A 25,361-nucleotide genomic window follows, 5' to 3' on the forward strand; every position below is an offset into this window, starting at 1 on the left:
CCCCACCGTCAGGACAGCGGCGCCGAGCCGGCCCAGCGGTCGACTCGTCTACGCGCGGTGGCGTCGAGCAAGATATCGCTTTGAGGTTTGGGCTGCAGATTCCCGGAGATCCCGGCAAGGAACTGGCTCGCGACCTCCCTCAGTTTGACGTTGGAGTGCTGGGACCGCCGCACGAGGCGGGCGAATGCTTCGTCTGCGCTGATGCCGTGGGCGGCCATCAACACTCCTTTCGCCTGCTCGACAATGGCACGCGATTTGGTCAGCTCCGACATGGCGGCGGTTACGCCTGCCTGGACCGCATCAGTTACGTCGATGAAGTACCCGGATGCCCCTACGGAGTCGCCTGATTCACTTTTCAACGGATCAGCGACGAGAACGACCCAGTGCACGTCGCCGACCCTGTCGATGATGCGGTGGCGGCTGCTGACGCTGTGACCTTGCACGATTCGATGGAGATCAGCGGCGATGCGACTCCGGTCCTCCAAATGCGTGTGCTGGAGCAGCAACTCGATGCTTGGCTCGACGGCTACTCGGTGATAGCCGAGCATCGTCGCGATACCACGTGTCCAGTCCCAACGACTTCCATCCACAAAATAGTTGAACCGACCTACCCCAAGCGATTCCCTCCGATCGGCCAATGGCTCAATCGATGATGCTTCACCTGGGACGGCGTTCTGATACGCCACACATACCTCCGAATAGCAGGTCGGCCTGCGCATTGCGCGCCGCAGAAAACGATGCAAAACCGATGCACTGATCGTGGCACACGGTCCACCTCGGCGCAATACCGGGGCATTCACTGAGTACGCCTTGCCTGGGCCTTGGCCACTCGGCACCGCAAAATCCCCGCGGTCTTGAATGACCGCGGGGATCTCGACGATATGGACGGCGCGATGGCGCCTGCTGGTCAGGTGATGCCGACAACCTCTTGCGCGATCGCCGCGACTCGCGTCTGAGCGGCGGAGACGACGCCGTGACGGTTCTTGTGCGCCTCCTCATAGGCCAGAATGGCGCGGACGTCGGCGGGAGTGGACAGTTCCTTGATCTCGGCCACCGCTTCGGACACGTTCAGCGTGTCGTAATCAGCGATCGGCAGCTCGTCAACCTCCAGCACCCCTGCGGCGCTGCGCATGGAATGCAGTGCATCGGCAGCCTGATCGGCCCCTTCGCGCCTGGTGATCCGCTCGGCCGTCGCCAGCGCGGCGTCGCGTGAGGCGGTCAGCGCCTTCGTTGCGACGTCACCTGCGTGGGCGCCCCGGCTCAGCAGATCCCCGAGCGCAGGCGGTGCCGCACGAACGGTTTGCACCGCGCGGTCGAGGCGGCGCGTTGACCACGACACGGGCGCGTTCACCAATTTCACTGCCACGCCGGTCGCTGCCTGAATCGGGGTCCGTTGCAGCGCAGCGGGACCCCCGAGCGCGTCCTCGGCCAGCACGGTGGTGAGCCACTCGACGGTCGCTGTATGCGCCACGATCAGGCGATCCGCCAGCTTCTCGATATCAGAATTGCCCTGCGCCACGGCCAGTGCTTTGAGGTAGCGGGAACGGTCGAGAAGCTGGTGCTCCAACGCGAGATCGCCGAGAAGCGCCTCGCCGAACGGCTGCGCCTGCTCGGTCAGCGCCTTGACGGCGGCGGCCGCACGGCCGAGCAGTGGGCCGAGGACATCGGGCAGCCCGCCGAGATTGCGGATCGCAGCCTCGATGGACTGCGCACGAGCGCGGCCGTTGGCGGCATTCTGGGTCAACTCGCGGCGGACGGCTTCGGTGCGCGCCTGAGCTACCCGGGTCTCGGCGACCTGGATCTCGGTGTTGGTCAAATCGAGCACGGTACGGAGTTGCGCCAGCACGGTGCCGGTGCCATTCGTTGTCATATGCATCGTTCCTTCGTTTTTGACGTCATTTGGTCGGCGCGATGGCGCCGCGATGAAGGGTTACCCCAGAGCGGCGCGTGGGAAAACCGAATTGTGACGAGCTCGTCAATCCACAATCAACCACCCTCGACCACGTTTGCATGGCAGCAGTCCGGGTATCAGAACCGAGCCGTTAGCTTCCAGACCCGGAGCACCGCGTGTGCCCTGATGCCGGGGGTTGAACCGGATTCCTCTCTGTGCACCTGCGCGCGGCCCGTCGGCGCAACGTCAAGGCCACTAGGAGGATTCATGTACTTACATACTCAGCAACTCATCAACGAGATCGCCGTTGACGAGCCGGATCCAGCTGCTGCCAACGCACTTCAAGAAGGCCTCGGTGGCCAGTTCGGTGAAATGCGGACGATGATGCAGTACCTATTCCAGAGCATCAACTTCCGCGGCGACGCGGCATCAAAGCCGTATAAAGACCTTCTGCAGGGTGTCGGCACCGAAGAGATCAGCCACGTCGAGCTGATCGGCACGACCATCTCGCGCCTGCTCGACGGCTCACCTGAATACATGGGCAAGAAGACCGACGACGTCGACAAGCCGGGCGCCAAGGGCGCGACGCCGCTGAAGATCGCGCTGGACACCAGCAACATCCACCACTATCTGGTCGGCGCCCAGGGCGCGCTGCCGGTCGATGCGGCGGGTAATCCCTGGCTGGGTTCTTACGTCTACAACAGCGGAAACCTGGTGCTCGACCTGCTCTACAACCTCATGTTGGAGTCGACGGGGCGGCTGCAGAAGTGCCGCATATACGAGATGACCGACAACAAGACTGCGCGGTCCACGATCGCCTATCTGATCGTTCGCGATCAGGCTCACGAGAACGCGTTCGCCAAGGCCTTGGAGAGCCTCGGCGTCAACTGGGGCGCTGCGCTGCCGATCCCCAAGACCAGCGCCGAGCAGTTCCCCGAGGTCAAGAAGCTTCTCGACCAGGGCCTGCAGAGTATTCAGTTCACCTTCAGTGCCGATGACGAGAGCCAGGCCGCGAAACTGTATCGAGGTGCATCTCCGTCGAACGACGGAACCGAGCTCAGCACCGCCGTCATGCCCGAAGGGTTTCCGATGACGATCGCGCCGGAACGGCGCGAAGAGTTCGCGCCCGGTCTGGACAAGGAGCTCTTGGCGCTCATTCAGGCCACCGCCGAGGTCGAGATCGCGGCCAACGGCGGTTCTCAAACGAAGAAGTAAGACCCGCGCACGGCTGGGCTGGCGTCGACGACGTCAGCCCGCCCTGCTCTTGGAGGCACAGCTATGCGCATCGTCGTCACCGGAGCGAGTGGCAACGTCGGAACCGCTCTGCTCCGGATCCTCCCCGCCAAACACGATGTCGTCGGAGTCGTGCGTCGTCCACCTCCGCAGCGGGGCGTCTACGCGCGAGCGCAGTGGTGCCCGCTGGACCTAGCAGGCCGCGATGGGATCGACAAGCTGCGCGACGTGTTCGAGGGCGCCGATGTGGTTGTGCATCTGGCATGGGGATTTCAGCCGACCCGCGACACCCGGTACCTGACCCAGCTGGGTGTCGGTGGCACGGCCGCTGTGTTGCAGGCTGCGCACGCCTGCAGAGTCGGCCAGCTGGTGCACATGTCTTCGGTGGGGACATACGCTCCGGGACGGTACGGGTCGCGGGTGGACGAAACCTGGCCGACGACAGGAGTCCAGTCCTCGCCCTACAGCCGTGACAAGTCTGCGGTCGAGGCGCTTCTCGACGAATACGAGCAAAGACTCGACGGTGCCGCTATTCCGATAGCCCGGATGCGTCCGGGCTTCATCCTGCAGCGCGCCGCTGCCAGTGCTCTGATGCGTTACGCATTGCCCGAATACGTGCCGATGCAACTGATTCCGCTTCTTCCGTTGCTTCCACTCGATCGTCGGCTGTCTATTCCACTGATCCATTCCGATGACGTCGCGGACGCGATCTCGCGGGTGATCGAGCACCGCGCGACGGGACCGTTCAATCTCGCTGCCGAGCCGCCCGTCGGACGAGACGACGTAGCGGCTGCGCTCGACGCGCGGTCGGTCCACGTGCCAGCTGGCCTGCTCGGCATTCTGGTCGATTTGAGCTGGCGCGCCCGCCTGCAACACATCGATCGCGGCTGGCTCGACTTGGCGTTCACCGTTCCTCTTCTGGACTCCTCCCGCGCGCACAGCGTCCTCGGCTGGACTCCGAAGTGGAGCTCGACGGACGCCCTGGCAGATTTTCTGGACGGCGTCGCGCACCAGGCTCACGCGGAAAGCCCGCCGTTGCGGCAACGCTCGATGCTCGAACTGCTGCGCCGCGACGTGACCGACGGCTTGATCTCATCGCGCCGTCTCCCGTGAGCGCGCTGCCGCGCACCCAGATAGGGTCAGCACAATGAAACGGCAAGTCAGCGCCGATCTCGACGTGGACATAGACGCGGACACGACTTTGGATTTCCAGATCGCCGTCGCACCACACCCCGACGCGGAAGTCTCTGAAACGTTGTCGTTCGTGCTGGACGGACGGCCGATCGAGGCTCGCGAGATCACCGGACTGCACGGCAACCGCATTCACAAGTTCGACGCACATGTCGGCCATCTCGAAGTCCGCTACGAAGCGACGATCGTCGGCCAGACGACGCCGGCTCCGGTGTCCGACTATGACCTGTCGATGTACCTGTGGCCCAGCCGTTACGCCGAGGCGGACAAGTTCTACGGCTTCGCCACAACCGAATTCGGTGCTCACGCCGACTCGGCGACTCTGCTGGAGAAGGTGTCGTCGTGGGTGGGCACCCGGCTGAACTACGTTCCGGGATCAAGCGATCCGATCGACGGCGCGGTGGATACCCTTCTTGCCGGCAACGGAGTGTGCCGCGACTACGCGCACTTGGTCGTCGCGCTGCTGCGCGCGGTCAACGTGCCCGCGCGTCTCGTCTCCGTCTACGCGCCCGGCCTGTCACCGATGGACTTCCACGCGGTGGCCGAGGCATTCGTCGACGGGCATTGGCGAGTGGTCGACGCAACGTGCCTGGCACCGCGGCAGACCCTCGTCCGTATCGCCACCGGACGCGATGCCGCCGATACCGCCTTCCTGGATAACCACAAAGGGTCCATCAACCTGACCAACATGACGGTGACCGCAACTTCCGACGGCGACCTGCCGCGCGATGCGCTCGATCGACTGGTATCGATCCAGTAGCGGGACGCCATTCACGTCAAGTACCTCCCTAGGGGTGTAACACCACCCTCCCTAAGGGTCTTGACTGGGATGAACTCGAGCGACCGCTCGACGACTGAACATCCCGGAAAGCTCGAGGTGGGTTCACATGGTCGAACAATTTTGCGAGCCGGCCCAATCCAGCACTCACCGTCACGGCTTCGAGATTCGCGAAAGTCGGCGGGACTGGCTGGTGGTGTTGTCTGTCGACGGCGAGGTCGACATGGTCACCGCACCGCGTCTCGGCCTCGCGATCTGCGAGGCGCTGGAAAAATCCGCGACTGCGCTCGTCATCGACCTCACCGAGGTGACGTTTCTCGCCTCCGTCGGGATGAGCGTTCTGGTCGCAGCGCAGGAGGCAGCCGATGCGATGGCCGTACGATTCGCGGTGGTCGCCGACGGGGTCGCTACGCGCAGGCCGATCAGGCTCCTGGGACTCGACGCGATCCTGGCGCTGCATTCCACCCTCGACGATGCGTTGCGTGACGTTCGTCGGGAAGACCGTCCCTAGCCGCGCAGCACTTCTCCAGTTCGCGCCAAGAAAGGAATCAGTCGAAAAGCTCGTTCAGCGCGCGACTTTCGAGCTCGACCCAGCGTTTCACCTGTGTGCGGGCCGCCTCCACTTCCTCGGTGTTGAAGTGTCGAGCGCCGTCAGGGGTGATGCGGCAGATGTCCATCGGGGCGCCCACACTCGGCGATGTCGCGTCCAGCGCGTCGAGCACACGCAACGCCGCCACCACTCCGTAGTCCACACCGCGCTCCGTCATCCGGAAGTGCCCCAGCAGCGCGTGCGCCTGCTGCGCCATCGCCGCGCCGCTGCCGACGGCCTGGAAGCCGACCTCCTCGTAATGACCGATCAACCCGTTCGGGTCGAGATCGATGATGAACGGTTGGTCTCCGGAATATCCTGCGGCCAGAATGTAGGTGGCGGGCGTGCCGGCTGAATGCTGCGCGGGCACGTCCTCGATGAAATTAGCGTAGTGACGCTTGAATACCGGGATCAACCGCTCCTGCAACGCGTGTCCGATGTCGTTGGCCTCGACCACCGTGTGCGCCTCGGTGTTGAAGATCTGCTCGACGTCGTAGAGCACCGCACGCGATCCGCTTCCACCCCACGCAGCGTGGTCGCCGAGAGTGTGCAGTTTCTGCGCCGGGTAGCTCAGGCCCCTCGCCGAGTCGGTGATCTGCGAGTCCGAAGCCATCACCACTCCGTCGGCACAGCGCAGCGCGAGAACGACGGTCATCCCGGCGATGTTCTCACGGCCGGGCGCGTATCGACGTGGAAAGCAGCAGACGGCTAACGCTTGATGCTCGCTTTGGTCACGAACGACGATCGACGACGCCGGCGGGGCGACCACGGTGGTTGGATCGGGCAGGCGGCCCACTGCAGACGGCGGCCCGCTGGAGGTGCGTGATGGGGTGGCTTGGGCCGATACATCTGGTTGCCTTGATCCTTGCCGTCGCAGCCCTTGCCGGAACAGCAGGATTCGTCGCTGCACCTGTTGTTCGCAGAAACAGGCGACGCGCGCGGGGATTCTTCGTCCTCGGGTTCTTGTGTGGAATGACGGCGGCCGCGGTTCGCCGCCACAGGCGACGCGTCCTTCGTGTGCTCGACTCTGCGGCCTTGCCGATCGGACGGTTGCCGACGTCGCGGCGACGCCGAGTCAGGACTTAGCAGGCAAGGTGTTCGGTCCGCTCAGGGCCCACCTCGCCAATGTTGAATGCGGTGATCGTCGGGAGTGAAGCCGTGATCCACTCCCCACAGGACAGCTTGGGTCCGGCTGCCGACTTCGATCTTGCGGTAGATCGACCGGATGTAGGACTTCACCGTGTTTGGGCTGAGGTAGGTGAGCCTGGCGACCTCGGCGTTGCTCTTACCCTGAGTGATCAGCGCCAGAATCTCGGACTCGCGATCGCTGAGTCCTTCGCCTCGACCCGGCCAGTCGAGCCCTACCGCGCTGCGTGCCCGCGACGGGGCGTCGCTGATGACCGTTTCCCCGGCGTGCACGGCATCCAGTGCGGCGACCAGTTCCCGGGCGGGCAACGTCTTGGAGACGTAGCCGTGGGCACCCTGTTTGCGGGCGCTCTCGACAAGGTCGGGGTGAAAGTTCCAGGTGTACACCACGACTCGGTGCGCACGCGGGTTGTCGACTAGGACTGCGATCTCTTCGTTGTCCGACTCCGGTTGAGCGAAGGAGTCATACAACACGATGTCGACGGTGTCCTTAACAGACATGGTCGAGCCGAGTTCGGCAACGACTATTCGGTCGCGGTATTTGTCGAACATGTTGGCCACGCCCATCACCACCACGTCGTAGTCGTCGACGATGGCCACCGTGATCGGTCTTCTGTTCGGGCGGGCTCCCATGCCAAGAAAGTACCTCCCTAGGGGTGTGGTTGTACCCTCCCTAGGGGTGTTGACTGACCTATGTCGAGAAACCGCTCGGCGCAGTGCGCTCTCCGAAACGCACGGGGTGGCCCTGACCAGAAAGGCTCTGCCATGATTGTTCTCGGAATCATCCTGCTCATCGCCGGATTCCTGCTCAAGATTTCGGTGCTGTGGACCATCGGAATCATTCTGCTCGTCATAGGTGTCGTGCTGGCGCTCCTTGGCTCGACGGGACGCGCCGTAGGTGGTCGGCGCCATTACTTCTAGGCGGTCGGTCATATAACCCCAGCGAGTGCGAACACCTGTATCGCGGCCGACTTTCCTTTCACCTCATGGCTTCCCCGGTCGGTGAGCGTGGTCGGCCGCGATATCAGGGCATCGACAGCCTGCTGGGTGAGAAGGGTCGCGTCGCCGGTGGTCTTGGTCAACTGCTCGACACGGGCAGCGACGTTGACCGTATCGCCGATCGCCGAGGCGATGGAGAATGGCCCCCCGAATTGCGCTCTGCGGCAATCAAATAACCGCGACAGCCTATGCTGACGACGTCAATCGAGCGGCCTGCACCACGAGCGCATCGACGTCCTCTGGCTGCGTGTCGAAGCTGCACACCCAGCGCACCTCACCCGTCGACGCGTCCCAGTCGTAGAACCGGAAGCTCTCGCGCAGCCGGTCCGCGACACCGGCAGGCAGACGGGCGAACACGGCATTGGCCTGCGTCTCTTGGGTGAAGTCGACACCGCGGATGCTGCCGTCGGCGACCCCCGCCTCCATTCGCGACCTCAGCCGTGCCGCCATCGCATTCGCGTGCCGGGCATTGCGCAGGTAAAGGTCACCGTCGAGCAGTGCAAGCAGCTGTGCCGAGACGAAGCGCATCTTCGATGCGAGCTGCATCTGGTGCTTGCGCAGATAGACCAGTCCATCAGAAGCCGTTGCATCGAGCACCAGGATCGCCTCCGCACCGAGCGCGCCGTTCTTGGTGCCGCCGAAGGTGACGACGTCGACGCCCACGTCGGTGGTGAACGCGTTCAACGGAAGGTCCAGCGCCGCAGCGGCGTTCGACAACCGCGCGCCGTCCATGAACACGCGCATTCCCCGCTCGTGCGCATAGTCAGCGATTGCCCGTATCTCGTCGGGTGTGTACACGGTGCCGAGCTCACTCGACTGGGTGATGTAGAGGACGAGTGGTTGCGCCCGGTGCTCGTCGCCCCACCCCCAGGCCTCCTCGGCGACGAGATCCGGCGTGAGCTTGCCGTCGGGTGTCGCGACCGGCAGCAGCTTGATGCCTGCGGCTTTCTCCGGCGCTCCGCCCTCGTCGGCGTGGATGTGCGCCGTCTTGGCGCACACGACTGCGCCCCAGCGCGGCAGCATTGACAACAGACCGACGACATTGGCGCCGGTGCCGTTGAAGACCGGAAAGGTCTGAGTCGCTGCCCCGAAGTGCCGTGCGCACACCGCTTGCAGTTGCGCCGTGTACACGTCCTCGCCGTAGGACACCTGATGCCCGTCGTTGGCGTCGGCGATCGCGGTGAGCACGTCTGGGTGAACACCCGAATAGTTGTCGGAGGCGAAACCGCGGACGCTGATGTCGTGCAATGGGCTCACGACGCTTCAATCTAGGACCCGGACGAAAAATATAGGGAAACACCCGATTTCTCCGCGCCCCGGATGTCCTTAGTCTGCTGTGGGGAGTCCACTTGGTCCGTGACTCCTGCAGTTCAGCAGCGAGCTGTAGTCGGCCCGCCACCTACGCCGTGGCGGGCCGGCCTGCATCGGCGGCGCGAACGCTGTTGAGAACGGTCTGGCCTGCTGGTCGACGAAATGAGTGAACAGCTCTTGGGCGAAGCCGAAGACCAGCGCCCACGCCAGAATCTGCGCGGTGGTGTCCAGTGCGTTCAGACCCGGAACGACGTGATCACTTACCTGCTGGTCTATGCGATCGCCATGATCCGCGACATCGACAACCCGTTCGAGTACCACAACGGCAAGCCGGAGCGGCGGATGTGGACCTCGGTGTTCTCGAATCGTGCGAAAGTCGACTCCGCGGCCTCGCGGCGGCGATGGGCGCCGATCGAAGCGTCGAAGAACGGTCTGCGACTACCCTGGCCCCGTGAGCAGCCAGCAAGTGCCGGGCGGCGTTGTGCACAAGTTACCGGCAGACCTGCGAGAAGCGCTGATCGGCAACTCCCCTGCCCTCGTTGCATGGAAGGACATCACGCCGTTGGCGCGCAACGAGTTCATCTGCTGGGTCGAAGACGCCAAGCAGGAGAAGACGCGAGAGCGCCGCATCCGCCGCACCCAGGAGGAGCTCGAGGAAGGCATGCGCAGGCCGTGCTGTTGGCCTGGCTGCAAGCACCGCGAACGCAACGGCAGGTAACGGGCCGAAATTCGTCCATAGTCGATCAGCCGGCGTTACCGTCTCCTAAGTCGTCATGACGGAGCTGAGGAGTTGACGTGGACGGATATCGGACCGTGGTTGTCGGGACCGACGGCTCGGAGTCGTCCATGCGCGCGGTCACCCGCGCCGCAGAGGTGGCCGCCGGGGAGAACGCGAAGCTGATCATCGCCAGCGCGCACGTGGAGACCGTCGAGAAGGGCGGCTGGTCACGGGTGCCGTCGCACGATCACGTGACTGACCCCCGTGCCGCGGACTCCCTCGGCAGCGAGGGCTACATGCTGCACGGCAACGCGCCCGTGTACGGGATCCTCCGAGAGGCGCACGACAAGGCGAGAGCCGCTGGCGCCGACAAGGTCGAGGAGCGTGCTATCGAAGGCGCGCCGGTTCCCGCCTTGGTGAAACTGGTCGGCGAGGTGAACGCGGACCTGCTCGTGGTCGGAGACGTCGGACTGGACTCGGTCGCCGGAAGGCTGCTGGGTTCGGTGCCCGCCGAGGTCGCCCGTAAAGCCCGAATCGACATCCTGATCGTCCATACGGCCGATTGAGGCCGCTGCGGCCCGATGATCACCGTCAGCTGCGGTGATGTTCGACGCAGCTTTGCGCCGGGACGCGATGTCATCGTCGGGTGCGACGTGCGCGCGGACCTCCGCGTCTTGCACCAAGGGATCTCTCGGGCGCACGTGATCCTGCGATGTGTCGACGGGCAGTGGACCGCGGTCGACAACGACAGCCTCAACGGCATGTTCGTCGGCAAGGAACGGGTGATGACAACGCCCGTGCGCGATGGGATGACAATCAATCTCGGAAACCGCGAGGGACCCGCGCTGTCGTTCGAATTCGGTCCGCCCCCCGATGAGCGGCCGGCGGTGGAGACGACGCGGCTTCCGCATCCGATCACCATCGGCCGCGCCGCCGACAATGACATCGGTATCTCCGACGCGCTGGCGTCACGCCACCACGCCCGGTTGGTGGCAACCCCGTCCGGCGTCCAGGTTCAGGACGTCAACAGCGCAAATGGCACATTCGTCAACGGCGAGCGGATCAAGGCGAAGGCGCTTGCCGACAACGACGTCGTCACCATCGGCAACCTCGACTTCGTCTTCACCGATGGCGACCTTGTCCGTCGGGCGGAGCCCGCCACGACAGCAGGCGGTCTGGAGGCGCGCGACGTCGCGCTGACCCTCGCCGACGGCGACGTGCAGCTGCTGGATCGGGTTTCCTTCACTTCCCGGCCGGGCGCGCTGACCGCGATGATCGGTCCCTCCGGCTCGGGTAAATCCACACTGCTGAAGGTGATCGTCGGGGTCTGGCAGCCGACAAGTGGGGCAGTGACGTTCGACGGGCGCGATCTGCATGCCGAGTACGCGTCGATCCGGAGCCGAATCGGCATGGTGCCGCAGGAAGAGGTCGTGCACCGTGGGCTCACCGTCGTCCAATCGCTGAACATCGCGGCCAAACTGAGAATGCCGCCCGACACCACCAAACACGAACGGCGGCAGGCGGTCTCGCGAGTGCTCGACGAACTCGACATGGCCGAGCACATCGGCACACGCGTCGACAAATTGTCGGGCGGGCAGCGCAAGCGCGTATCGGTGGCGATGGAGCTGCTGACCGAACCGTCGCTGCTGGCACTGGACGAACCCATGACGGGTTTGGATCCCGCGCTGGACCAGCAGGTGATGGCGATGCTGCGCCGGCTCGCCGACGCCGGCCGGGTGATCGTGGTGGCAACACACTCGTTGTGGTTCCTGGACATGTGCGACCAGGTGCTGCTGCTGGCCCCCGGCGGCAAGACCGCGTACTACGGGCCACCCGGTGATATCGGTGAGGCGATGGGCTTTGCGGATTGGGCCGACATCTACACCGATCTCGTGGCGGATCCCGATGGGGCGCAACGACGTTACTTCGAACGACACGGATCGGCCGTCGACCCTGGCGCGTCCCCCGCACGCGCGCGCCCGTTGCCGATCGGGAGGAGATCCCGGACAAGTTTCTGGCGTCAGGTGTCGACGGTCGGACAGCGTCAGATTCAGCTGATGTTCGCCGACCGGCGGTATCTCGCCTTTCTCGTGCTGGCGCCGTTCATCGTCGGCTTGCTACCGCTGGCGGTGGGCGGTCACGGCGGCTTCACAAAACCCCCCGCAGGCACATCAGCCCCGTTCGAGCCGCGGCAGCTCGTCGTGCTGCTCAGCTTCGCCGCGGTTTTGATGGGCCTGACCGTGTCGGTTCGCGATCTGATCGGCGAGCGGACGATCTACCGTCACGAGCAGGCGGCTGGGCTCTCACCGTCGGCGTACGTGTTGGCCAAGATATTCGTTTTCGGCGCCGTCGCGGTAATCCAGTCGGCAATTCTGGTGATGGCGGTGACGGCGCCTGGAATCGGAAAACCCGCACCGACGACTGCCGCGGCGCTCGACAGTCCCCTGCTGGAGTTGTTCGTTGACGTGGCGTTCACGGCTGCGGTGGCGGCGGTTCTCGGCCTTGCCATTTCGGCGGTGTCCCGCAGCGTCAACCAGTACATCGCGTTGCTGGCGGTCGCGTGCATGGCCCCACTCGTGTTCGCAGGCAGCTTCATCCCGATCACGGGTCGCCCCGTACTGGAGGCGATTGCCGCGTTCACCCCCGCGCGGTGGGGAGTTGCGGCCATGGCTTCGACAGTGGACCTGACGAATCTTGTTGCCGATGTTGACGATTCGCATTGGCATCACAGCGCTTCGGTGTGGTTGTTCGACGTGGGGATGCTAGTAGTGCTCGCCCTGCTGTTCGCCGGATTCGTCCGTTGGAGACTTCGAAGGAAGGTCGACGCGTAGCGCGCCGCTTACTCGTCCGACCCGACCACGCGCAGCGCGGGCCGCACATTCTGTCGGGGAAGCTGGTCCTGAGGCGTCTGCGTTCTCACGGCGTTGGGTCGACGCAGGTCGGTCGCCACATCCTGATAGTTCCACGCCAGGTCCCGAGTTTCATGCGTCACGCGGGTAGCAGCCCCGGAAACCGTACCGACAATTCTCCGCAGGTAAAGCACCGTGGCGTGGGCGGCCTCATGGGCGGCATCCGTCCCTCGCATCAACGCGGCATCAACCCTGCGCCCCAGTTCAGCAAGCATCGAACCTCCTCGTCGACATGTGTGCCGTGTACCCATCATTCTCCCTCGAAAAAGCATGGAACCGGCCGGTTGCGGGTAATCGATCTGCGATCTGGAGGACTGATGAGCGATTACAAGGTCGTAGTGGTCGGCACGGATGGTTCGGACACATCGCTGCGCGCGGTCGACAAGGCGGCGGCGATCGCCGCGGAGGCCGACGCGAAACTCATCGTGGCCACGGCATTCCTGCCCGAGGACGAGGGCCGTTCCGGCGAGCCCGATCAGCTCAAGGGCGAGAAGTACCGGACCGAGGGCAATGCTCCGGTCTACGGGATGCTTCGCGACGCCGCCGACCGGGCACGGGCCGCGGGCGCAAAGGACGTCGAAGAACGCGCCATCGCGGGGGCCCCGATCGATGTGCTCGTAGACCTGGTCGACGACGTTGACGCCGATCTGCTCGTGGTCGGCAACGTCGGCGTCAATTCGATTGCAGGCCGACTGCTCGGTTCGGTGCCCAAGGCTGTGTCTCATCGCGCCAAAACCGAGGTGCTGATCGCGGAGACCGCGGACTGACGTCGACTCACCAATACCGAGCAGCGCCCGAGAACATCTGCGCCAGCGTCGACTTCGCGATCTCGATAGGCGCGTTCTGCAGAAGACGCTGCTGTGGCCATGCCCCGTCGGCCAGCGTGGCGCAATCGGCTTCCGTGTAGCCCACACCGGACAACCCGTTGGGCATGCCCACTGCGCGCATGATTCCGATGAGATGCTCGGCAAGAACAGTGCCCACCTCGTCCTGGCCGACGTCGCCGACGTCGGCGCCGAGATGGCGGGCCGCCTCCATATGGCGCTGCGGGTTGGTGGATGCGGTGAGGCGAAAAACCGATGGAGCGTTGAGGATCACCGACATCCCGTGCGGAACGATGGGTTCAGAGCCTGGATAGCCGTCGGGATGAAACTCGCGCACCTGCCCGGCCACCGCGTACGACATGGCGTGTGGGATGTGCACCCCGGCATTGCCGAACGCGATGCCGGCGAGGGTGGCGGCCCACATCGTCTCCTCGCGCGCTTCCCGGTCTGACGGGTCACTGACGGCTCGCTCCAGATAGCTGCCGAGCAATCGCATGGCTTCCCGACTACCCAGGTCGCTCCACGGATTCGCGCCCTGACTCAGCGGTCGAACACTCGGCCGATCGGGCGCGCTCCTTCGGACAAACGGCCGCGCTGTGAACGACTCCAGTGCGTGCGACAGCACGTCGAGCCCGGAGCAGGCGACCACTTGGGCGGGCAACGTGTCGGTGCAGTCGGCGTCGACGAGTGCTTCGGTCGGACGCAACGCGGCAGAGGCGATGCCGGTCTTGGCCGACATCGACAGCAGGTCGAAGATCGCCATGCCGGTCACCTCGCTGCCGGTGCCCGAGGTCGTCGGGCAGGCGATGTGAGATGTCAACGGGCCCGGTACCGGCGTTCCGTCACCCACGGGAGCGTTGACATAGGACAAGAAATCGGCGGGGTGGGTTGCGTACAGGTTGGCTGCCTTGGCGGTGTCGATCACCGAGCCGCCGCCGACCGACACATAGCCATCGGGTCGGGTCTCCGACGCGAAATCCGCTGCCCGCTTGAATGATTCGTCCGTCGGCTCGACATGGACATCGGTGTATTCGACGACGTCGATGCCCGCCGCGCGCAGGGAGCGGTGCGCCGTGTCGAACACCTCCAGCTTGGCGACCCCGGGATCGGAGAACAACGCCACCCGGGTCATCCCGAGGGCCGAAGCGCGGTCGCCGAGTTCCTGAAGGCAGCCTCGGCCGAAGGTGATCCTGGATGCGTCAACCGTGAAAGCCGTTTCCAGTCCATCACCGGCGGGCTGATAGTGACAGCAACTCATTGACCCTCCCAACGCCTGCAGATGAGCCTATAACTGGTTTCCATGGACAGCGTTGCCCCCCGACGCCGCTACCTAGACTGACAGAACTCCGTATAGAGCACGCCGCAGATTGCGGACTTTATCGGTGATCCGGACCCCAAAGGCAGGCGACCGAATGACAGACGATCAAATCAGCACCCAGGCAGAGCTTTTCGATCTGACCGGGAAGGCTGCGCTCGTCACCGGCGGCACCAGGGGGATCGGCTTGATGATGGCGCGGGGGCTGCTGCAGGCGGGCGCCCGAGTCGTGATCAGCTCGCGCAAGGCAGACGCCTGCGAAGACGCTCGGCAGCACCTCTCCCAGTTCGGCGACGTGGGGGCCATCCCGGCCGACCTCTCGCAACACGACGAGTGCCTCAGGCTGGCCGACCTGGTCACCGCCGACTCTGACGGCGTGCACATACTCGTCAACAATGCAGGCGCCACCTGGGGCGAGCCCTTGGAGAGCTTTCCCGAATCGGCGTGGGACAAGGTGCTCGACCTCAACCTGAAGTCGCCGTTCTGGCTCGTCCAAGCGCTGTTACCGGCTCTGCGACAGGCAGGCACAGCCGATGATCCCGCCCGCGTCATCAACGTCGGCAGCATCGACGGGATCCACGTCAGTCAATTGCCCGTCTACTCCTATGCCGCCAGCAAGGCGGCTCTGCACCAGCTGACGCGAGTGCTTGCCCGCGAGCTTGGACCGCAGCACATCACGGTCAACGCGGTGGCGCCGGGCCCGTTCCGGTCCAAGATGATGGCCGCGACACTCGATGCGTTCGGCGACTCGATCGCGGCGTCGGCGCCGCTTCGCCGCATCGGCCGCGACGACGACATGGCCGGCATCGCGGTATTTCTGGCCAGTCGGGCCGGCTCCTATCTCACGGGGGCGATCATCCCCGTCGACGGCGGCATCGCCACCACGGCCTCGGGCACCTCTGGCTAGTCGGAGGTCACGGCAATTTGATGGCGGAGACGTACATCTCCACGATCGGTCGGTAGAGGTCCACGTCATCGAGTTGACTGCCGAGCACCACCGAGTCGCTAGTGGCCACGAGCACCTGGGCGAACGTCAACGGTGGGATGAGCAGCGACCCGCCGATCCGGTCGATGCCCCCGACGATGAATTTGGCCAATTCATCGACGACCTCCGACCTTTTCGCGGCCACCCGTTCCCGGGCGTCTGGGTTGCGTAGCAGGTAGAGGGTGAACTCGTGCCCCAGTGCGGCATGCTCGGCTCCACGGTCGATGCTCAGCTGACGCCAGCGGTGGGCAATGGCGTCGAGTTCGGGTGCCCCCACTTCGGTCGCCGCCGACAGCACTTCGGCGAAACTGTCGAAGTAACGCCGCCAGTACCGATCGCTCACCGCGAGGAAGAGATCCTCCTTGGTGGCGAAGTGCTTGTAGATGGCGCCCTTCGTGTAACCGGCCGCACGCGCGATGTCATCGAGACTTGCTGGCGTGAAACCTTTTTCGGCGAACACCTCCTCGGCGGCGTCCAGCAGCAGAGCACGCGTGCGCTCGAGGCGTCGCTCCCGTGTCCATTGCTCGACCATGCGGCGATTCTGTCACAGAATCTGAGAACCCCCCCGGATACTGAGATACTGAGTGGTATCTTGGCGCCGTCTGATGAACCGAGACCGTCGAATGAGAGTGCCGTGAGCGATCTATCGAACAAGAAAAAGGTGCCCATCCTCACACACTCGCTCGACGTCGCAGCGACGCTCGACGCCGACGCCAAAGCGAAGGTGCGGCCGGTAACGATCTGGGCCGCCATCGGCGGGGCGCTGCTGGTGGTGCAGGTGTACGTATGGATTCGGTGGGTCACCGGGCCCTACTTCGAGCGGGTGCCGGGCGGGCCGACCGATCCACCGATGTACATGAAGGCGTTCCTCACGTTCAACGGCATCCTCATGTGCGTCCTCCTGCCGGTCGCAATCTGGTGGTTCATCGTCAGGCCCTGGCGCCGTGAGCGGAGAATCACGCTCGACGGCATGCTGTTGGTGTCGATGGGTCTGATGTTTTTCCAGGACCCGCTGCTCAACTACTTCAATACGTGGTGCACGTACAACACTTGGCTGTGGAACCGCGGTTCGTGGTCGTCGGACATTCCCGGCTGGGTGTCGCCCGAGGAACCAGGTCGCCAGGTCGCTGAACCGCTTCTGATCAATGCTCCCGGTTACACGGCAGGCGTACTGGTGCTCACGATCTTCGGCTGCTGGGTGATGCGCAAGATCAAAGCGCGCTGGCCCAACATCAGCAACCTTCGGCTGATCATGGTCACCTACGCATTCACCTTCGTGCTCGACTTCGTCATGGAAGCCGGCTTCATGCTGCCGTTCGGGCTCTACACCTACCCAGGTTCGATTCGCTCCGTATCCGTCTTCGCAGGCACGTATCACCAGTGGCCGATCTACGAGGGATTGATGTGGGGCGGTGTTCAGGCCGCACTGTGTTGTCTGCGCTACTTCACCGACGATCGCGGCCGCACCATCGTCGAACGAGGGCTGGACAACGTCCGGGGTGGGTTCGCGAGGCAGCAGTTCACCCGCTTTCTCGCGATCTTCGCCGCGGTCAGCGGATGCTTCTTCTTCTTCTACAACGTCCCCGCGCAATGGATCGCCATGCACGCCGACCCTTGGCCTGATGATCACCTGAAGCGCTCGTACTTCAACGGAGGCATCTGCGGAGTCGGCACCGACGTACCGTGCCCCGATCCCTCGCTCCCGATACCCACCAAGCGATCCGGGTACGTCAACGTCGACGGCCAACTCGTGCTGCCGGAAGGCTCGAGGCTTCCGCAGACGGTGCCCTTCCAGACAGGAAACTGAGGACGTCTTTCGCGCTGCCAGCACCACTAAAACGACGCCCTGATGCTGGGCAGTCGCTTAGCATGACGTGAGTCGCCACGGGCCGTCCGGCGTCTCACGTACAGCGAGGTATCGACTTGCCGAATCAACTCCACCACGTCGTCATGCGCAGCCATTCGGCAAGCACCTTCATCCGGTTCCTGACCGACGTCGTCGGCATGGAGATCCAGACACAGTTCCGTGTACCCGGCGAGGTGTTGGAGACGACGCTGGGCTGGCCGCCCTCCGACGGCGCGGACCTGACAATGCTCGGCGGCGGTGATGCCGGGCTGGTCGAGGTGATCGACGTTCCCGAACATCTGCGCGAGGCCGCGCCCGAAGGGCTTGCCGCGCTGTCCTTTCTGACGGACGACTACATCAGCGTGCAGGACAAGGCCCGGACGATGGCAAACGATGTCACCGTTCTCTTCGGCGACGTGCCGGGCGTCAACCTCTTCTTCTGCACCATGGGTGGCGTACCCATCGAGTTCATGGGTGGCTACGACGCCGACAGTATCCCGGCGACCATGGCAACGGGCGACACCGCTGAGCCTGGTTCGAAGGATTGAGGGTGGACGATGTCGCGGCGTTGCTCGAGGTCGAAGCCATCAAGGCGCTGAAAGCGAAGTATTGCCGACATCTCGATGCCAAAGAGTGGGACGCGTGGCGCGAACTGTTCCATGACGACTTCACCAGTGTGATTGCCGGCGTCGGCGGCAGGCAGACCGTCGGAGCCGACGACTTCGTGGTCTATGTCCGTCGAACCCTCGGTAAATCTTCGCAACCCACCGTGCACCAGGTCTACGCCCCGGAAATCACATTGGCCTCGGCGACGACTGCGACGGGCGTGTGGGCGTTCACCGACGTGGTCCGCTTGATTCCGGCTCTGACGCTTCACGGGTACGGCCACTACTACGAAACATACGAAAAGAGCGGAGGACGCTGGCGCATCAAGACTTCGACGGTGACCCGCCTCCGGGAAGACATCACTACCCCACTCCCCCAGGGCATTGCCACGCGGCTGCGGATGGTCGCGGCAAGGCTGGCCCGCCGCACATCGACTGTGCCCAAGTAGAACGAAAGAGGTTGGCATGAGTGCACTCTCGGGGCGACGAGTTCTCGTCACCGGCGCCAGCGGCGTGGTGGCCTACCCGGTAGCCGTCGAACTGGCCAAGACCAACGAGGTCTTCGCGGTCGCCCGCTTCTCCGATCCCGAGCAGCGCCGCAGCCTCCAGCGGGCCGGTGCTCAGCCGATCTCCTTCGACCTTGCGGATCCCGATCTATCGCCGTTGCCCGAATCGGTTGACGTGGTGATCAACTACGCGGTTCTCCCGCCAACGCACAAGGACGCGTATGAAGTGAACGCGGGTGCTACCGGCCGCCTGGTCAGGCGGTATCGGGGCTGCGAAGCCTTCGTGCACGGCAGCACCGGATCGCTGTACGCGTATCAGGGTGAGAGACCGCTGAGAGAGGACGACCCCTACGGCCTTCATTCCTCGGCCGAGAACTACGCAGCGAGCAAGATAGCAGCGGAATTCCTGGTGAAGCATCTCAGTGAGGATTATCAACTGCCTGCGGTTATCGTTCGCATCTTTTCCTTCTATGGGCCACGGGGTGGCGGCGTCACGCAACGCATCGACCAGATCATGCGTGGTGAGCCGGTGAGTGTCTATCCGGGCGTGCGCAACATTCACACTCCCCTCTACCAGGAGGACTACGTCGAGAAGACCATCGCGGCGGCGGGCATCGCCAAAGTGGGGGCCGAGGTCGTCAACGTGGGCGGAACCGAGCCGGTGACGACGCAGGAATATTGTCGGATCGCCGGCGAAATGCTCGGCAAAGAACCGGTATTCACCGAGAACAGCAGGGCCTGGCCGATCTGGGCTGACTCCACCAAGATGGTTGAACTCCTTGGACCCAACAAGGTCACGGTGCGTGACGGGGTGCGTCTGACGATCGAGTCGGCGCAGAACCGGCTCAATACCTCGCATCACGTCATCGGCGAGCCGGCGAAAGTGTAGGGCGGCCGATGATTACGTTCATTGCCCACTTCACGGTCCCGCCCCCGAACGCCGCGGCCTTCGAAGAGCTGCTGACCTACGTTGCCACGATGTCGAATACCGAGCCCGGGGTCGTCTACTACGGTTTCGCCAAAAGTGTCGACGCCCTCGACACCTATTCCGTCGTGGAGGTCTATCAGGATCAGGATGCGGTGGCCGCACATGGGCGGACCGAGTGGGTCAACGACTCGGTGCCCAGATTCCTGGGGCTCATCGAGGGCATGCCACAGATCAAGCAGTACGTCAGTCCCGGTGCTGCGGCGGTAGCTTCTCAGTTCGAGGGCCTGACGTAGCGGCGTGGGGTGGCCGTGTACGAGCGATGGAATCCCGTTTTTCGGTTGCTGCGACAAGGTTGGCTACGGCCTGTGATACTTGAATTCAACCGCCCGGTCGTAGGGCGTCGGGGTCGGATAACAGACGGAGACAATCATGAAGATTAGCCATCGCATGGCCGTTGCGGGCTTACTCGCTGGTGCGGTTCCGCTCACTTTGGCGGCGACTGCCGCTGCAGCTCCCGACGGTCCACTGCTCAGCGGCACGTACAGCGCCGTCGGGCAATACCGGGCGGCCACCGCAGGTGCAATCGTGCACATTTCCTCGAAGTGTCCAGGATGCGATGCGGTAGCGACGGCGGGGGGCAACCCGGTGAACCTCACATGGACCGGCGCCGGCTGGACATCGACTGCCGGAGGCGGTTGCGGACCGACGGAAACCGTGATCACCCCCAGCAATCCGACGGGCGTCGTGCAGAACTACACGAGCGTCATGACTTTTCTCCAGCCAGAGATATGTGGCACCGTCGAACCGGGCATCGCCAACGCGACGCGCATCAGCGACTGATGCCCGCTGATACGAATCAGCGGTCGGGCCTCAGCCCTGCGATGAACCGTTGCACGCTCTGAGTCAGCGATTGTGGGACGTGGTCGGGGTCCATCAGATCGTTCTCCGCAAGCGGGCTGGCTTCGCCGGCCACCGTCTGCTCGGTGAAGGGCCGCAACGTCTTGCCCTCCCCGTGAAGTTCCTCGACCGCGTTGCGTAACGAGTGCGAGCGTGTCACCGCCTTTTCGAGTCGATCGCCAGGCACCCCAAGATGTTCGGATACCAATTGATTTCGTACTGCGGTGATTTGGCGACGGAGGCCGTTGTTCTGCGAGTGCGCTTCGATCGCGATGTCGCACTCACTGTCGAAACCCATCGACCTATTGTTGAGGTTCGACGACCCGATCCGCAGCAGGTGATCATCGATCACCATGACTTTGGAATGGACGTAGATCGATGTACCTCCGTCGGTCACCGGGTAGTAGATGCCCAATCGGCCGTGTTCGTCGGCTTCCCACAGCACATGGATGAGTCGGTGGCGAGCGCCGTCCATCGTCTCCCGCTCCAGCCGATTGCTGCCCCTTCGTGGAAGGACGATGACGACTTCCGGACCGTCGCTCTCGGCCAGCCGAGAAGCCAGCGCATCGGCGACCCGTGACGCTGCCAGATACTGATTCTCCAGATAGATGGTGTGGCGCGCCGCCGCAATAGCGGCGAGGTTGAGCGCCTCCACCTCGCGCACTTCGTCGCGCCCTTCCAGTTCAGGCAAGGTGCGCGCGATACCGACATCGACGTTGCGCATTGTCGGTTCCAGCTTGCTCGGCCAGGCCTCGTGCTTGGCATCGACCGGCGGCAACGGAAGACCCGTCGCCGTCTCCCACCGCTCGCGAGCTTGTTCACTGAGAGCGCAGGCGGCCTCGCCGTCGACCGCCGCCCCGACTTCGTGACGCGGGCCGTAGCTGCGCCCCACCGTCCGGCGCCCTCGATTGTCGTGCTCGTGCGCGCTCGTGTCCCACCGGTCGACCGTGAGGTCGAGGCCACCGCAGAAAGCAACCGAATCATCGATCACGGCGATCTTCTGGTGATGCACGGCTCCCATCGGGCGGGCGCCGTCGATGGCGAAGTGCATCCGCCTGCTGCTGAACTGATTGACGAATGACACCGGGGTGAGCCCGAACCAGATGCCGTCGAACGCAGGCAGCAGCCGGAGATTGGACTTCAGCAAATACACCTCGAGATTGGGTCGCTTCCACAACATCCAGTAGAGAAAAGCGCCGAGCTGGTTGGGGCCAGGCAAGGTTTTCTCGCCCCGCTCGAACGTCATCCTGGCGTCGAGATCCCAGCCGATCAGCGTGATCCGGTGCTGGGCACGCAACATCGCCGTCTTGACATGCTTGAAGTAATCGGCTGCATCGACGATGCACGCGAATCGGTCAGCACGCGCAATCCGCCAGCACGTCTGGCCGGAAATCAGCAGCGCGGACATCCGCTGTGTGTACCCACTCGTAGGCCTCTTGCTACGCCCTTGTCCCGCGGCCGGTGACGATGCGGAACGCCCGATTAAGTCTGTTACGCATGTACTCTGGCGACTCCTCATCGACGAGGGGGTCGAAGTGACCGTGCCTGTCCAGCACATCCAGGTACGTTGCCGCGAGTACGGCGGACCAAAGCTTCAGCCCCGACTGAACCCGCCGATCTGTCGTAGGCGCTCCGAACCGGTCGGCGAGCACACCGGTGAGCATTTCGACCCGTTGAGCGGCGACCTTCTTCTGCAGATCGGGCGACGACGTGATGGCCTTGCCCATCCGGCGCATGCGGTCGAGGCTGACCGGACCGGTGTCGGCGATGATCTCGGCGAGCACCGTCGAGTGTGCCGACATCAGCGCTTCGATCAGCGGTGTCTGCGGGTCGATATGCGCCAAAGCGTTGACCACGGCACCGAGCATCTCCTCGGCGATCGTCAGAATGATCGCCTCTTTGGTTCCGAGGGTGTGCACGACATCGTCGGTCGGGATGCCGGTTACCTCCGCGATCTGCGCCGTCGACGTGGCGTCAAAGCCCTGCTCTGCCAATAGAGTCAACGCGGCGTCGACCGCATCCCGACCCGCTTGGACGTCCACGGTCGAAAAATAGCATCTCTCCAACGTCACCACCGGCGTTCTGACGTGCACCTATACAACGCAAAGCTTTTACTGACGGTCGGCGCGCTCTTCGGTTACTGCCGGATCGCGGGCTGTTGCCCGGCAACCGGTTCGTCGGCGCGGCCAGGCGCACGACCGATGAAATCGACGGCGGCTGTAATCGCGGGACGATGCCGCAGGATGCGGTAGTGGGCCAGACGTCCGAGCCCGCGGGTGGTCACCAGCTTCGCTCCAGACCAAGCGCTGACAATTTCCTCACTCATTGCGTGGGGACTGTCAGGATCGTCGGGGTCGTGCACCACCAGAAGCGGCGGCGGATTGCCGATGCGAGGGGCCACCGCGGAGATGTCAGTGTCGAGCAGTGGCATGTTCAGTCGCCTGTCGAGGCGACGTTGCAGGCCCGTTTGGATGCGGGGACCGAATCCGTGTTTTTCGGCGAACAGATCCAGGTACCACGAGAAGTCGCCCATCGGGGCCAAGAACGCAAGGCGTTCGACCTGCATCCCTCTCGACACTGCGAGCGCGGCGGCCTTGGCGCCGAGTGAATGCGCCACGATCCCGCGCGCGGGCCCGTGCGCAGACACGAATGCCCGCACCGCTTCAGCGCACTCGACGATCGTCGTCCGTCCTGGCGAGAGTTCGCCAGGATCTGATTCGTTGTGGCTGGGCAGATCGAAGGCGATGACCCGATGTCCCGCCTCGACGAGCGGTTTGACGAAGACTCCCAGGTGTGCGCGGCAGCCGCCCCATCCGTGCACCAAGTACACCGCGGGGCCGTCGCCCCACGCTTCCCCGGCGATCCGGTGTCCAGACCAGCTGGCCTCGACCGGCTCACCCGCCCCGACGCCCGGCGGCATGCGCATGCTCATCTCGACGGCGGGCGGGGTGCACCACAGCTCGATGGCCCATCTCGACCCGACCGCGGGAGCGACACGCTCGAGCAGCCCGAACGCTCGACGCACCCGCGGTGCAATCGGCGGTTCGATGCCTGAGCCCGCCTCGTCTCGGGAAGGCCCGGTCTCGCCAACCACGGAAATCCCCTCTTTCTTACTCGCGAGTAAGGTTACGCGATTCGCACTGGCCTGCCGTTTACGGGTGACTCGCTCGCATTATAGAAGTTCGCTGACGCCTGTCATTGACACCCGCCAGCGAGTGCCGTACGTTCCTGACATGCACTCGCCGACGTCTACGACAGACGATGTGCCGCCGACGATGAGTGCGCGCGAGGCTCAGCGCCTCGAGACGCGCGCCCGATTGTTCGACGCCGCGGCGGCAGAGATCGCCCGGTCCGGTTTGGCTGGTGCGGACGTCAGCACCATCGCTGCGGCAGTCGGGGTGTCACGCGGAACGTTCTACTTTCACTTCCCGACCAAGGAGCATGTCGTCGTCGAGGTGGAACGGTCCGAGGAAGCCAAGATCGTGTCCCGACTCGACGCCAAGCACTCCAAGCCCACAGATCTGTCGTCGGTGCTGTCGATGTTGGTCCGCGAGGTACTGGCCGCCGAACGCCGCTTGGGTCCGGTGTTCTTCCGGGACATGCTGGGGCTGCACTTCTCCTCCGCCCGCCCGGTGCAGGACGAGTTGGGCGCGCATCCGCTTGCCGAATTCCTGATCACCGCGATCACCAGAGCGCAACGCGCCGGGCGGGTGACTAGTGACCGAGATCCGGGTGAACTCGGGGTGTTCTTCCTGACGGGGCTGTTCGCACTGCTGGCGACCGACAAGAGCTCGTCCAAGACACGGGCGGCCCTCATGGAGAGGTACGTGAAGACGATGATCGAGGGAATGGAAACACGATGAACAACAATGGGATTGACGGCTACCGCGCTTACCTGGAGCATCGCGATGGTGAGGCCGACCTGCTGAATCGACGACTGAGCAGCCGGGAGGAGTTCTTCGCGGCGTTGGAGGCAGATCCTGTCCGCTCTGCGCATCATGTTGATCGGCAGGTATTCGCGCGGAACCTGCGCCGTCGACGCCCCGAATCGGGTGTCGACCGGCAACTCCTCTTTCTGTTGGCCACCGCCAAGCTGAACCAGGCCGAACGTTTCGGCGTCGGGCTCGGAGAAACCTACGGACAAAACAGCGGCGACGACGTACCGCCCGAACGGGTGTACATGGAACTCGAGGAGCACTACCACACCCGCCTGCTGGCCTATGTGCTGAACATCTTCGATCTGCCGTTCCAGGTTGTCGCACCGCCGCTGGTGATGCGACAGTTCGTGAAAACCGCTGTATTCCTGCCCGAGAGAATGGGTTTCATGTTCGTTGGCGCAGCCGAAATGGCGGGTTGCATCATGTTCCACCAGCTGCGTCGCATCGGTGTCGAGCTGTTCGCCGACGAGCCAGACGTGGCTTCACGGATCGACCGGCTCTACAGCGAGATCCTCACGGACGAAGTGGGCCACGTCGGATACTGTGCCGCCCGCTGCACCCCTGTCGAGCGGGCGATCATGCGTCGCCTCTACCCGCGGATCGGGCGACTGTTTGCGCGACAGACTTTCGAGATCAGCCTGCTCACCGATCGCCAGGAGCTGCACGCCCTGCTGGACCGGCCCTTCGACGTCGACGAGTTGTCGGCCGGTCTATCGAACGAGACGTTCTTGGCCGCCCACCCCTAGCCGGGC

30 protein-coding genes and 1 pseudogene are annotated in these 25,361 nt (G+C 64.1%); 18 read left to right on the forward strand and 13 right to left on the reverse strand.

Annotated features, from left to right (window positions below; translation table 11 throughout):
* Positions 1–8: 8 nt before the first annotated feature.
* Together QOJ24_RS11140 and QOJ24_RS11145 are read right to left on the reverse strand one after the other, a co-directional pair.
* Positions 9–590: an ANTAR domain-containing protein gene (locus QOJ24_RS11140; RefSeq protein ID WP_526261055.1), complete on the reverse strand. Its 582-nt coding sequence runs from the start codon at positions 588–590 to the stop codon at positions 9–11.
* Positions 591–907: 317 nt separating this feature from the next.
* Positions 908–1,870, reverse strand: a complete 963-nt coding sequence (locus tag QOJ24_RS11145; protein ID WP_526261057.1) for a ferritin-like domain-containing protein — start codon at positions 1,868–1,870, stop codon at positions 908–910.
* A 288-nt stretch (positions 1,871–2,158) separates the two neighbouring features.
* Between QOJ24_RS11145 and QOJ24_RS11150 the strand changes: the two genes are divergently transcribed.
* From QOJ24_RS11150 to QOJ24_RS11165, 4 genes are all read left to right on the forward strand, one after another.
* On the forward strand, positions 2,159–3,106 hold the full coding sequence (locus QOJ24_RS11150) for a manganese catalase family protein (RefSeq protein WP_526261059.1): 948 nt from the start codon (positions 2,159–2,161) through the stop codon (positions 3,104–3,106).
* A 63-nt stretch (positions 3,107–3,169) separates the two neighbouring features.
* Positions 3,170–4,237 carry an NAD-dependent epimerase/dehydratase family protein gene (locus tag QOJ24_RS11155; protein WP_526261061.1) on the forward strand — a complete coding sequence of 356 codons (1,068 nt, stop codon included), beginning with the start codon at positions 3,170–3,172 and terminating at the stop codon, positions 4,235–4,237.
* A gap of 34 nt (positions 4,238–4,271) precedes the next feature.
* The gene (locus QOJ24_RS11160) at positions 4,272–5,075 is read left to right on the forward strand and encodes a transglutaminase-like domain-containing protein (protein ID WP_526261063.1); all 804 of its coding nucleotides are present in this window, start codon (positions 4,272–4,274) and stop codon (positions 5,073–5,075) included.
* A gap of 127 nt (positions 5,076–5,202) precedes the next feature.
* Positions 5,203–5,604, forward strand: coding sequence for an STAS domain-containing protein (locus QOJ24_RS11165; protein ID WP_526261065.1), 402 nt, complete (start codon positions 5,203–5,205; stop codon positions 5,602–5,604).
* A gap of 37 nt (positions 5,605–5,641) precedes the next feature.
* Here the strand turns inward: QOJ24_RS11165 and QOJ24_RS11170 are convergent, their stop codons facing one another.
* Both QOJ24_RS11170 and QOJ24_RS11175 read right to left on the reverse strand, forming a co-directional pair.
* Positions 5,642–6,337: a proteasome protein gene (locus QOJ24_RS11170; protein ID WP_526261067.1), complete on the reverse strand. Its 696-nt coding sequence runs from the start codon at positions 6,335–6,337 to the stop codon at positions 5,642–5,644.
* 452 nt (positions 6,338–6,789) lie between these two features.
* The gene (locus QOJ24_RS11175; protein WP_526261069.1) at positions 6,790–7,461 is read right to left on the reverse strand and encodes a LuxR C-terminal-related transcriptional regulator; all 672 of its coding nucleotides are present in this window, start codon (positions 7,459–7,461) and stop codon (positions 6,790–6,792) included.
* A gap of 132 nt (positions 7,462–7,593) precedes the next feature.
* Between QOJ24_RS11175 and QOJ24_RS11180 the strand changes: the two genes are divergently transcribed.
* Positions 7,594–7,749: a DUF6131 family protein gene (locus QOJ24_RS11180; RefSeq protein ID WP_526261071.1), complete on the forward strand. Its 156-nt coding sequence runs from the start codon at positions 7,594–7,596 to the stop codon at positions 7,747–7,749.
* An 8-nt stretch (positions 7,750–7,757) separates the two neighbouring features.
* Here the strand turns inward: QOJ24_RS11180 and QOJ24_RS11185 are convergent.
* The 3 genes and pseudogenes from QOJ24_RS11185 to QOJ24_RS11195 form a co-directional block, all read right to left on the reverse strand.
* A pseudogene (locus QOJ24_RS11185) lies at positions 7,758–7,949 on the reverse strand (adenylate/guanylate cyclase domain-containing protein); the annotation flags it as partial.
* 64 nt (positions 7,950–8,013) lie between these two features.
* Positions 8,014–9,084: a threonine aldolase family protein gene (locus QOJ24_RS11190; protein ID WP_526261073.1), complete on the reverse strand. Its 1,071-nt coding sequence runs from the start codon at positions 9,082–9,084 to the stop codon at positions 8,014–8,016.
* A 69-nt stretch (positions 9,085–9,153) separates the two neighbouring features.
* Positions 9,154–9,459, reverse strand: a complete 306-nt coding sequence (locus QOJ24_RS11195) for a hypothetical protein (protein ID WP_526261075.1) — start codon at positions 9,457–9,459, stop codon at positions 9,154–9,156.
* Between the two features lie 130 nt (positions 9,460–9,589).
* Here QOJ24_RS11195 and QOJ24_RS11200 point away from each other — a divergent pair, with 130 nt between their 5' ends.
* The 3 genes from QOJ24_RS11200 to QOJ24_RS11210 all read left to right on the forward strand — a co-directional run bounded on the left by QOJ24_RS11200 (position 9,590) and on the right by QOJ24_RS11210 (position 12,687).
* Positions 9,590–9,856, forward strand: coding sequence for a YdeI/OmpD-associated family protein (locus QOJ24_RS11200; RefSeq protein ID WP_526261077.1), 267 nt, complete (start codon positions 9,590–9,592; stop codon positions 9,854–9,856).
* Positions 9,857–9,933: 77 nt separating this feature from the next.
* Positions 9,934–10,422, forward strand: coding sequence for a universal stress protein (locus QOJ24_RS11205; RefSeq protein WP_526261079.1), 489 nt, complete (start codon positions 9,934–9,936; stop codon positions 10,420–10,422).
* A gap of 15 nt (positions 10,423–10,437) precedes the next feature.
* Positions 10,438–12,687 carry an ATP-binding cassette domain-containing protein gene (locus tag QOJ24_RS11210; RefSeq protein ID WP_526261081.1) on the forward strand — a complete coding sequence of 750 codons (2,250 nt, stop codon included), beginning with the start codon at positions 10,438–10,440 and terminating at the stop codon, positions 12,685–12,687.
* Between the two features lie 8 nt (positions 12,688–12,695).
* On the opposite strand, the gene QOJ24_RS11215 is transcribed toward QOJ24_RS11210, so the two are convergent.
* Positions 12,696–12,980, reverse strand: a complete 285-nt coding sequence (locus tag QOJ24_RS11215) for a hypothetical protein (protein WP_526261083.1) — start codon at positions 12,978–12,980, stop codon at positions 12,696–12,698.
* A gap of 102 nt (positions 12,981–13,082) precedes the next feature.
* Here QOJ24_RS11215 and QOJ24_RS11220 point away from each other — a divergent pair, with 102 nt between their 5' ends.
* The gene (locus tag QOJ24_RS11220; protein ID WP_526261085.1) at positions 13,083–13,532 is read left to right on the forward strand and encodes a universal stress protein; all 450 of its coding nucleotides are present in this window, start codon (positions 13,083–13,085) and stop codon (positions 13,530–13,532) included.
* A 7-nt stretch (positions 13,533–13,539) separates the two neighbouring features.
* On the opposite strand, the gene QOJ24_RS11225 is transcribed toward QOJ24_RS11220, so the two are convergent.
* Complete coding sequence (locus QOJ24_RS11225) at positions 13,540–14,847, reverse strand: hydroxyacid-oxoacid transhydrogenase (RefSeq protein ID WP_526261087.1); 1,308 nt, start codon at positions 14,845–14,847, stop codon at positions 13,540–13,542.
* Positions 14,848–15,001: 154 nt separating this feature from the next.
* On the opposite strand from QOJ24_RS11225, the gene QOJ24_RS11230 reads away from it, so the two are divergent.
* A complete protein-coding gene (locus QOJ24_RS11230; RefSeq protein WP_526261089.1) occupies positions 15,002–15,811 on the forward strand; it encodes an SDR family oxidoreductase in 810 nt (269 codons plus the stop codon).
* 7 nt (positions 15,812–15,818) lie between these two features.
* Here the strand turns inward: QOJ24_RS11230 and QOJ24_RS11235 are convergent, their stop codons facing one another.
* Positions 15,819–16,421, reverse strand: a complete 603-nt coding sequence (locus QOJ24_RS11235; protein WP_526261091.1) for a TetR/AcrR family transcriptional regulator — start codon at positions 16,419–16,421, stop codon at positions 15,819–15,821.
* 102 nt (positions 16,422–16,523) lie between these two features.
* Between QOJ24_RS11235 and QOJ24_RS11240 the strand changes: the two genes are divergently transcribed.
* The 6 genes from QOJ24_RS11240 (at position 16,524) to QOJ24_RS11265 (ending at position 20,614) form a co-directional block, all read left to right on the forward strand.
* Complete coding sequence (locus QOJ24_RS11240; protein WP_526261093.1) at positions 16,524–17,696, forward strand: spirocyclase AveC family protein; 1,173 nt, start codon at positions 16,524–16,526, stop codon at positions 17,694–17,696.
* Between the two features lie 116 nt (positions 17,697–17,812).
* Positions 17,813–18,283, forward strand: a complete 471-nt coding sequence (locus tag QOJ24_RS11245) for a VOC family protein (protein WP_526261095.1) — start codon at positions 17,813–17,815, stop codon at positions 18,281–18,283.
* A 2-nt stretch (positions 18,284–18,285) separates the two neighbouring features.
* Positions 18,286–18,789, forward strand: a complete 504-nt coding sequence (locus QOJ24_RS11250; protein WP_526261097.1) for a nuclear transport factor 2 family protein — start codon at positions 18,286–18,288, stop codon at positions 18,787–18,789.
* A gap of 16 nt (positions 18,790–18,805) precedes the next feature.
* Entirely contained in the window at positions 18,806–19,735 is a 930-nt protein-coding gene (locus QOJ24_RS11255; RefSeq protein ID WP_526261099.1) for an NAD-dependent epimerase/dehydratase family protein, read from the forward strand.
* 8 nt (positions 19,736–19,743) lie between these two features.
* Complete coding sequence (locus QOJ24_RS11260) at positions 19,744–20,067, forward strand: putative quinol monooxygenase (protein ID WP_526261101.1); 324 nt, start codon at positions 19,744–19,746, stop codon at positions 20,065–20,067.
* Positions 20,068–20,203: 136 nt separating this feature from the next.
* The gene (locus QOJ24_RS11265) at positions 20,204–20,614 is read left to right on the forward strand and encodes a hypothetical protein (protein ID WP_526261103.1); all 411 of its coding nucleotides are present in this window, start codon (positions 20,204–20,206) and stop codon (positions 20,612–20,614) included.
* A gap of 16 nt (positions 20,615–20,630) precedes the next feature.
* Here QOJ24_RS11265 and QOJ24_RS11270 read toward each other — a convergent pair whose 3' ends face one another.
* From QOJ24_RS11270 to QOJ24_RS11280, 3 genes are all read right to left on the reverse strand, one after another.
* Positions 20,631–22,079: a phospholipase D-like domain-containing protein gene (locus tag QOJ24_RS11270; protein WP_526261105.1), complete on the reverse strand. Its 1,449-nt coding sequence runs from the start codon at positions 22,077–22,079 to the stop codon at positions 20,631–20,633.
* A 31-nt stretch (positions 22,080–22,110) separates the two neighbouring features.
* A complete protein-coding gene (locus QOJ24_RS11275; RefSeq protein ID WP_526261107.1) occupies positions 22,111–22,713 on the reverse strand; it encodes a TetR/AcrR family transcriptional regulator in 603 nt (200 codons plus the stop codon).
* Positions 22,714–22,808: 95 nt separating this feature from the next.
* Positions 22,809–23,765, reverse strand: coding sequence for an alpha/beta fold hydrolase (locus QOJ24_RS11280; protein ID WP_526261109.1), 957 nt, complete (start codon positions 23,763–23,765; stop codon positions 22,809–22,811).
* Between the two features lie 139 nt (positions 23,766–23,904).
* On the opposite strand from QOJ24_RS11280, the gene QOJ24_RS11285 reads away from it, so the two are divergent.
* Positions 23,905–24,534: a TetR/AcrR family transcriptional regulator gene (locus QOJ24_RS11285; RefSeq protein WP_526261111.1), complete on the forward strand. Its 630-nt coding sequence runs from the start codon at positions 23,905–23,907 to the stop codon at positions 24,532–24,534.
* Complete coding sequence (locus tag QOJ24_RS11290; protein WP_526261113.1) at positions 24,531–25,355, forward strand: hypothetical protein; 825 nt, start codon at positions 24,531–24,533, stop codon at positions 25,353–25,355. Before QOJ24_RS11285 ends, QOJ24_RS11290 begins: the two co-directional genes overlap by 4 nt.
* Positions 25,356–25,361 lie beyond the last annotated feature (6 nt).

The sequence above is a fragment of the Mycobacterium sp. genome, assembly GCF_032159775.1.
GTDB lineage: Bacteria > Actinomycetota > Actinomycetes > Mycobacteriales > Mycobacteriaceae > Mycobacterium.